General features: G+C 41.4%; 1 protein-coding gene. It reads right to left on the reverse strand.

The window, feature by feature from the left end:
• Positions 1–52 precede the first annotated feature (52 nt).
• Positions 53–757 (reverse strand): IS6-like element IS1006 family transposase, encoded by a 705-nt coding sequence (locus tag MF4640_RS18810; protein WP_001067784.1) that lies wholly within the window; start codon positions 755–757, stop codon positions 53–55.
• Positions 758–819 lie beyond the last annotated feature (62 nt).

Genomic DNA, 819 nt, shown 5'->3' on the forward strand with positions numbered 1-819 from the left:
GGCACTGTTGCAAATAGAGATTTGAGTCGATGATGTTCCCTTTAAAAAGTACTTAGAGACCGAAAACCCTGTTGATTAGACACACTTCACCCTGAGGCTGACCATAATAAAATGACGATGCTTGTCCTTTACGTAGTGCACGCATGACTTCAATACCTTTAATTGTGGCATAAGCCGTCTTCATAGATTTGAATCCTAATGTGGCCCTGATGATCCGCTTTAGCTTGCCATGATCACATTCAATCACGTTATTTTTATACTTAATCTGCCTGTGCTCAAGGTCTGGTGGACATTTACCTTCCCGTTTTAACCGTGATAAAGCACGTCCATATGTGGGTGCTTTATCCGTGTTGATCACTTGTGGAATTTGCCACTTCTTCACATTATTTAAAATTTTTCCAAGAAAACAATATGCTGATTTGGTATTACGTCTAGAAGAAAGATAAAAATCAATGGTATCGCCACGTTGATCGACTGCACGATACAGATAAGACCATCGTCCATTCACTTTTACATAGGTTTCATCAATATGCCACGAGCTCAGATCTGTAGGATTACGCCAATACCAGCGTAAACGTTTTTCTATTTCAGGAGCATAACGTTGAACCCAACGGTAAATAGTCGTGTGATCAACATTCACACCCCGTTCGGCCAGCATTTCCTGCAGTTCACGATAGCTAATGCCATATTTACAATACCAGCGCACAGCCCAAAGAATGATTTCGCCCTGAAAATGCCGACCATGGAAAGGATTCATATGCTGCACCTTTAGCTAAAACAGTCTTCAGCTTACCATTCGTGGTTATTTGCAACAGTGCC

The sequence above is a fragment of the Acinetobacter sp. MF4640 genome (assembly GCF_002018895.1).
In the GTDB taxonomy this organism is placed as follows: domain Bacteria; phylum Pseudomonadota; class Gammaproteobacteria; order Pseudomonadales; family Moraxellaceae; genus Acinetobacter; species Acinetobacter johnsonii.

What these genes read in the sequence shown, in the direction of transcription:
- MF4640_RS18810 (WP_001067784.1), bottom strand. Translation starts at nt 757, where the DNA reads ATGAATCCTTTCCATGGTCGGCATTTTCAGGGCGAAATCATTCTTTGG.